This window comes from Psychrobacter sp. CAL346-MNA-CIBAN-0220 (genome assembly GCF_040309805.1).
Lineage (GTDB): Bacteria > Pseudomonadota > Gammaproteobacteria > Pseudomonadales > Moraxellaceae > Psychrobacter.
Genome location: NZ_JBEOPF010000020.1, coordinates 1 through 1,610 on the forward strand (window position 1 = coordinate 1; position 1,610 = coordinate 1,610).

General features: G+C 36.8%; 1 protein-coding gene. It reads right to left on the bottom strand.

What is annotated here, in order from left to right; genetic code table 11:
• Positions 1-115: 115 nt before the first annotated feature.
• Positions 116-1,610 (bottom strand): N-6 DNA methylase (locus AAEY88_RS12495; protein ID WP_350562892.1); only part of this gene is annotated, 1,495 nt, incomplete at its 5' end.

Consider the following 1,610-nt stretch of genomic DNA (forward strand, 5'->3'; position numbering starts at 1 on the left):
CCGTTGTTCTTACCTGATCTTCCAACAAAATCAATATCCATTTTTACTTGTGTCATCTTGTTGAAATCAAGTTTACTCCCATAGCTTACATCAAAAACTTCCTGTAACTGAGCCATTACTGCACCTCAGAATTAGATGAGTCCACAGGGTTTAGTAGCTTGAATAAAGCATAGTCTATGATGACTTTTTCAAAGCTGTCTTGAGTGATTTGTGAGTAATCTGTTTCTAAATAAGCTTCTGCTATCCACTCATCTTCATCAGTTACATATGCTGTTACTGACTCACCAGCATGAACCTCATTATTATTATACTGCTCAAGCCACCTCTCTTTAATCTCTAACCATTTGTCATCTAGGTCTATACGACCTAAATGCTTCGTTTTTTCAAACCCATCGTCACGCCAATAACCAAACCAAGTTTTTCTAAGCGCCTTCTTAGGAGAAATTATTTCGCTAGTATCAGGATTAATAACCGCACTTTTCATGTGAGGTTTGTGAGCTTCAAATACAACAATACAAGTAACAGTAGCTACAGGATAAAATAACTCGCTAGGCATAGACATCACAGCTTTAAGAGTATGATGGTTAAGAATCTCCGTCTTTGCAGAACTTGGTGATATAACGCAACTTACGGGTATAATTGCGACCCCTGTGCCACCTTGCTCTAGCATATCTAGCATTTCTTTTACAAAATAAAGCTCATGCAACTCTGCGTCACTTTTAGACTGTGCATAAGGTGGGTTGAGAAAGCCAATATTTGGAATTGTTAAGCCTGACCCTTCTTTTGGCGACTTAATATTATCCTGTAATGATGGCTCAAAGCAGCTGCTTTGATAAAGATTAGCTTTGCCATCTCCTCTTAAAATCATATTACTTGCTGCTAAAGCAAACATTTTAGGATTATTTTCAATACCAATTAACTGGTTTTTTCTAATACTATCTCTTTCATCATTGGTGACAGCTTGCTTTAACATTGCTTGCATAGCAGATATTAAGAATCCGCCAGTACCTGCACATATATCTAGCACAGTATCTTTTTTTGTGACGTTAGCAATATCACAAAAAAGTTCGGTTATATGCCTAGGTGTTAATACAATACCCAAAGCCTTTTTGTCGCCACCTGTGTATTTGAGAAACTCACCATAAAAATGCCCGACTACGTCAAAATTATGATAAACATTAATAAAAGGCCAGACATTTTCATTAATCTCATCAATAATTTCAGCCAGTACACCTTGAGGGTATTTCTTTTTTATTTTGGCATCTGGTTTACCTAGGTTTGGTTGCGCCGCTACATTGGCATACGGTTGAAGCATCGTATCTTTCTTAGCTCTAGGAATATCAGCTGTATTTAAAACATCATTGATAGCTTCTAACCATTTTTTAGGCATAACATCAGCATCGTAAGCTTGATAGGTTTGTAAAAAAGGCTTATACATTAGTGCAATGAGAGTACCGCTGACTAAAAGAGGCTTATCTTCTTCTGATACTTTGGCCGCTGTCCAAATTAATTCGTGTAGTTTTCTTGAGAACGCAATTAAATCTTGATGTCGTTTTTTTTCAACTATGGGATCGTAAGATGATAGTCTGTCTATTATAAACATCTCCGAG